Origin of the sequence: Chamaesiphon sp. (assembly GCF_041737865.1) — a bacterium.
Taxonomy (GTDB): Bacteria; Cyanobacteriota; Cyanobacteriia; order Cyanobacteriales; family Chamaesiphonaceae; genus Chamaesiphon.
On sequence record NZ_JBGSQZ010000034.1, the window covers coordinates 1 to 5,063 of the forward strand.

The window sequence follows — 5,063 nt, forward strand, 5'->3', positions numbered from 1 at the left end:
TTGAATTCATTAGGATTTATTTGTGAGAATACTCGACCAAATGTATCATGTGATGGTATTCCATCATAATTAATTAGCTAAAGCTACCTGTAGACACAGACTTCACGTCTTTGATAAATTAAATCTGTATCTAATTTTCACTTATTTTTAATAATAGAAAATTTAAGTGCGTTCACCCTGAGGCAATAGCCACTCGAACTGTAACCACCACATTAACCCAAGGTCATCAAAGTATTTTATGGTATCATCTGCTGCTAGTGTTTCAGCAACAGCTCTGGGTCGAAATACTTCAAATATGGCGAACTCCTATATTTTTATTGTGTATTTTATCGATCGAGTTCTTACCCGCTATATTATGTAATAATAAGACAACATTAATTTCTTACTACGGAATAATCTTTTTCACAATAGCAATCGAGCGAATAGGTAGTCGTGTTGCTATTGAGCGCACAGAGAAATGGCTAAAATTTTTACGCACTACTCCTTTACCACCATTACTATATATAGCTACAAAGATTGTCACCGTACTATTGTTATGCACTTTTGTTCTACCAGTCATATTAACCATAGGTATTTGAAAACCTGGCATTGAACTAAGTTATGCCGTAGGATTTGAAATTTTCATGAGCATGATTTTAGGTGCCATTCCGTTTGCGCTGGTTGGATTAGGACTAAGTTATTTAATATCCCCAAAAAGCTACAATTCAATCGCGGCAGGAGTAATTCTGATTGGGTTAATGACTTACTCCGATAAGTCTCTTGCTCAATCACCTCAGTTTATTCAGGGTATTGGCGCATTTTCACCGTTTTATCACTACGGACAGTTAGCTCTATGGGCATCTGGTGCAGTTGGAGATCCTCATCTTTGGCTACATTTGCTCTGGTTACTCTGGACGGGAGTTACGTTTTGGTTCATCACAATTTGGGCATATCAGCGCGATTCAGTCGTTCAATAATGAGAGTTACGGCGATCGAGTTATGAGTTGTTTTCGAGCGAAGATGTATGTTTTAGGCAATCTTGATGCTGTAAATATTTATCCTTTCCCACTTAACCAATGAGATAAAATAAACATATCAACATCAAGGTAAGCCAGATGTCAGATTTACTTGCAAGAATCACTGTTAATCCCAAACAGTGCAGCGGTCGTCCTTGCATTCGCGGGATGAGAATTCGGGTATCAGATATTTTAGATCTGTTTGTAGCTGGACTTAGTGCCGAACAGATTCTTGCCGAAATGCCCGATTTAGAAGCAGACGACCTCAAAGCAGCACTCTTCTATGCTGCACGTAAATTAGATCATCCGGTATTGGTGGTTGCATGACGATTTGGATCGATGCACACCTTTGGCCTGCCATTTCAATTTGGATTACAGCTACATTTGGGATCTCAGCTCTAGCCCTACGAGATATTGGACTTAGAGATGCTGAAGATGCTGAAATTTTTGAGGCGGCAAAAGCTCAAGGGATCATTTTCATCACCAAAGACAGCGATTTTGTCGATTTGGTCAATCGGTTTGGACAACCGCCACAAATTATTCTCCTGACATGTGGGAATACATCAAACGATCGATTGAAAGAGATTCTAAGTTCCAAATTGTCCGAAATATTGGCACTGTTGAGTTCTGGCGAACCACTCGTCGAAATTAGTGGCAGCTAAAGGCAAACTCGATCGCTACCCTCTACTCCCTACCCTCTACCCTCTACAGATCGGTAGACCACACACCCATAAATGAGTGGCTGATGATACCATAAATAAATAAGAAAGCTGTACATGTAACGAAATAAATAGTTCAGCACTCATAATTTAGATTAAATTCCCCCATCGCTTGCCTCCTATGCTGAAAAAATTATTTGGCGATCCCAACGCGCGTAAACTCAGAAAATACCAACCCATCGTCACCGAGATTACGCTCCTCGAAGAAGAAATCCAGGAGTTAAGTGACGAACAACTCAAGGGAAAAACCACAGAATTCAAGCGCAGACTGGAGCAAGCAAACAATTATGAGGAAGAAAAGGACATCTTAGGCGAAATCCTCCCAGAAGCATTTGCGGTAGTTCGCGAAGCAGGGAAACGCGTCCTCGGCTTGCGTCACTTTGACGTGCAAATGCTGGGGGGTATGGTGCTCCATGAAGGGCAGATCGCTGAAATGAAGACTGGAGAAGGTAAAACTCTCGTCGCGACACTTCCAGCCTATTTAAACGCCCTTACAGGCAAAGGTGTCCACGTGATCACCGTCAATGATTATCTCGCACGGCGGGATGCGGAGTGGATGGGACAAGTTCACCGCTTCTTGGGTTTATCCGTGGGACTGATTCAATCTGGGATGAATCCCCCAGAGCGGAAAAAAAATTATAACTGCGATGTCACCTATGCAACTAACAGTGAGTTAGGTTTTGACTATCTGCGGGATAATATGGCTGAAGCGATGGGAGAAGTCGTCCAGCGTCCGTTTAATTTCTGCGTCATTGACGAAGTAGACTCGATTTTGATCGACGAAGCGCGGACTCCGCTGATTATTTCCGGTCAAGTAGAACGTCCGACGGAAAAGTATCTCCAGGCGTCTGACATTGCGCGTGGTTTGAATAAAGAAAACCATTATGAGGTAGATGAAAAAGCCCGAAATGTGCTGCTCTCTGATGAAGGGTTTGCTGAAGCAGAGCGACTTTTGGGTGTAACGGATCTTTATAACGAAGAAGATCCTTGGGCGCACTATGTTTTTAACGCGATTAAAGCTAAAGAACTATTTATTCGCGATGTTAATTACATCATCATGAACGATGAAGTGACGATCGTCGATGAATTTACCGGACGGGTACTATCGGGACGACGTTGGAGTGACGGCTTGCACCAAGCTGTAGAAGCCAAGGAAAAAGTCAAAATTCAGAACGAAACCCAAACCCTAGCGACGATTACTTATCAAAACTTCTTCCTCCTCTATCCTAAATTAGGCGGGATGACAGGGACGGCTAAAACCGAAGAAGTCGAACTGGAAAAAACCTATAAAATCCAGGTAACGGTAATGCCCACCAATCGGGTGCGCCAGCGGTATGACTTTCCCGATGTCGTCTACAAGACCGAAGAAGCCAAATGGCGTGCTGTCGCGCAAGAATGTGCGGACATGCACGAAACAGGTCGTCCCGTGCTAGTCGGTACCACCAGCATTGAAAAATCCGAGATTCTGTCTCGACTGTTGCATCAACTGGAAATTCCCCACCAACTCCTCAATGCCAAACCAGAGAACGTCGAACGGGAGTCAGAAATCATCGCTCAAGCCGGACGCAAAGGCGCAGTGACGATCGCGACTAACATGGCAGGTCGCGGTACGGATATCATCTTAGGTGGTAACTCCGACTATATGGCACGCCTCAAGCTCCGCGAGTACTTGATGCCCCGCATCGTTGCACCTGAAGATGATGGTAACTTTAGTCCTGCGACAGTCGCCGCCGCACAGCAGAGCAAGGCATCTGGTAAAGGTTTCGCACCTGGTAAAAAAGTCAAAACGTGGAAAGCATCTCCAGATATTTTCCCCACCGAACTATCCAAGGAAACCGAAGCTCTGCTCAAAGATGCGGTGAATTTTGCCGTCGGCTACTATGGCGAACGCAGCTTGTCCGAACTCGATGCTGAAGAAACCATCGCTGTCGCTTGTGAAAAAGCACCTACGGAAATCGAAGCCATTCAAAAACTGCGGAATGCTTATCGAGCCATCCGCAAACAGTATGATGCGCTCACGGCTGTCGAACATGAAGAAGTCCTAACTAACGGCGGCTTGCACGTTATCGGTACCGAACGACACGAATCCAGACGTGTAGATAACCAACTACGCGGTCGTGCGGGTCGTCAGGGCGATAAAGGTTCCACTAAGTTCTTCCTCAGTTTAAAAGATCCCTTGATGCAAATCTTCGGTGGCGATCGAGTCAGTGGCTTAATGGATGCCTTCCGCGTCGAGGAAGATATGCCCATCGAGTCCAAAATGCTCACCAATAGCCTCGAAGGTGCCCAGAAAAAGGTCGAGACTTATTACTATGACATCCGCAAACAGGTATTTGAGTACGACGAAGTGATGAACAATCAACGTCGCGCCATCTACGCCGAACGCCGTCGCGTCCTCGAAGGTCAAGACCTCAAGGAACAAGTAGTAAAATATGCCGAGCGGACGATGGATGATATCGTCAATGCTTACATCGACCCAGACTTACCACCAGAAGAATGGAAACTCGAAAGCTTAGTCTCCAAATCACGGGAATTTGTCAATCTGTTTGATGATTTGACACCTACCCAGCTCGACGATATGACCTTTGATGAAATCAAAATCTTCATGCGCGAAGAAGTCCGCCGAGCCTATGATATCAAAGAAACTCAGATCGATCGAGTTCAAGCTGGACTAATGCGTCAAGCCGAACGCTTCTTTATCCTCCAACAAATCGATACCCTCTGGCGCGAACACCTCCAATCGATGGATGCCCTCCGCGAATCAGTCGGTTTACGCGGTTACGGTCAAAAAGATCCGTTGATTGAGTACAAGCAGGAAGGTTATGAAATGTTCTTGGAAATGATGACCGATATTCGCCGGAATGTGGTCTACTCAATGTTCCAATTCTCACCCGAACGTCAAGCCCAAGCAGCGTAGAAAGTACCCAACATTGATAAAATCCAGCATTGCTAGCAATGCTGGATTTTATCAATGTTGGGTACTTTCTACGCTTTGTGATTATTTCATGATTCTATTTACTGGAGTTTAGACTAATCGAAATAGGGCAGTAAAAAATCTCAGACAGCATCAAAGATGTCTGAAAAGAACTGTGAGCAAAAAAGATTGATTAATTAGGCTGTTTGCTGTTGCTTTTTCGGTTTAGAATAAGTTTTTTTACTGACAGGATAACGAATTGGAGGAGTACATTTAAACCCAATAATTCGACCAGTAGACCCATCCGGAAATTTAGATCCTATACTCCACATGGGTTTCGATCGCTTCATACTTCCTCACGTATTTGTTGTATTTCATTGCTCGGATTGGGATCTTAGCTAATTACTATTAAAAACTAGCCAATTAGTTGGCTTT

General features: G+C 44.1%; 4 protein-coding genes. All 4 read left to right on the forward strand.

Going from position 1 to position 5,063, the window contains the following annotated elements:
• Nucleotides 1-623 precede the first annotated feature (623 nt).
• The 4 genes from ACEW9J_RS02450 to secA all read left to right on the forward strand — a co-directional run bounded on the left by ACEW9J_RS02450 (nt 624) and on the right by secA (nt 4,631).
• The gene (locus ACEW9J_RS02450; protein WP_373543559.1) at nt 624-956 is read left to right on the forward strand and encodes a hypothetical protein; all 333 of its coding nucleotides are present in this window, start codon (nt 624-626) and stop codon (nt 954-956) included.
• A 138-nt stretch (nt 957-1,094) separates the two neighbouring features.
• Nucleotides 1,095-1,322 (forward strand): DUF433 domain-containing protein, encoded by a 228-nt coding sequence (locus ACEW9J_RS02455; RefSeq protein ID WP_373543560.1) that lies wholly within the window; start codon nt 1,095-1,097, stop codon nt 1,320-1,322.
• Entirely contained in the window at nt 1,319-1,657 is a 339-nt protein-coding gene (locus ACEW9J_RS02460) for a DUF5615 family PIN-like protein (RefSeq protein ID WP_373543561.1), read from the forward strand. Before ACEW9J_RS02455 ends, ACEW9J_RS02460 begins: the two co-directional genes overlap by 4 nt.
• 178 nt (nt 1,658-1,835) lie before the next feature.
• Nucleotides 1,836-4,631, forward strand: coding sequence for a preprotein translocase subunit SecA (secA, locus tag ACEW9J_RS02465; protein ID WP_373543562.1), 2,796 nt, complete (start codon nt 1,836-1,838; stop codon nt 4,629-4,631).
• The last annotated feature ends 432 nt before the right edge of the window (nt 4,632-5,063 follow it).

What these genes read in the sequence shown, in the direction of transcription:
- ACEW9J_RS02450 (WP_373543559.1), top strand. Translation starts at nt 624, where the DNA reads ATGAGCATGATTTTAGGTGCCATTCCGTTTGCGCTGGTTGGATTAGGA.
- ACEW9J_RS02455 (WP_373543560.1), top strand. Translation starts at nt 1,095, where the DNA reads ATGTCAGATTTACTTGCAAGAATCACTGTTAATCCCAAACAGTGCAGC.
- ACEW9J_RS02460 (WP_373543561.1), top strand. Translation starts at nt 1,319, where the DNA reads ATGACGATTTGGATCGATGCACACCTTTGGCCTGCCATTTCAATTTGG.
- secA (WP_373543562.1), top strand. Translation starts at nt 1,836, where the DNA reads ATGCTGAAAAAATTATTTGGCGATCCCAACGCGCGTAAACTCAGAAAA.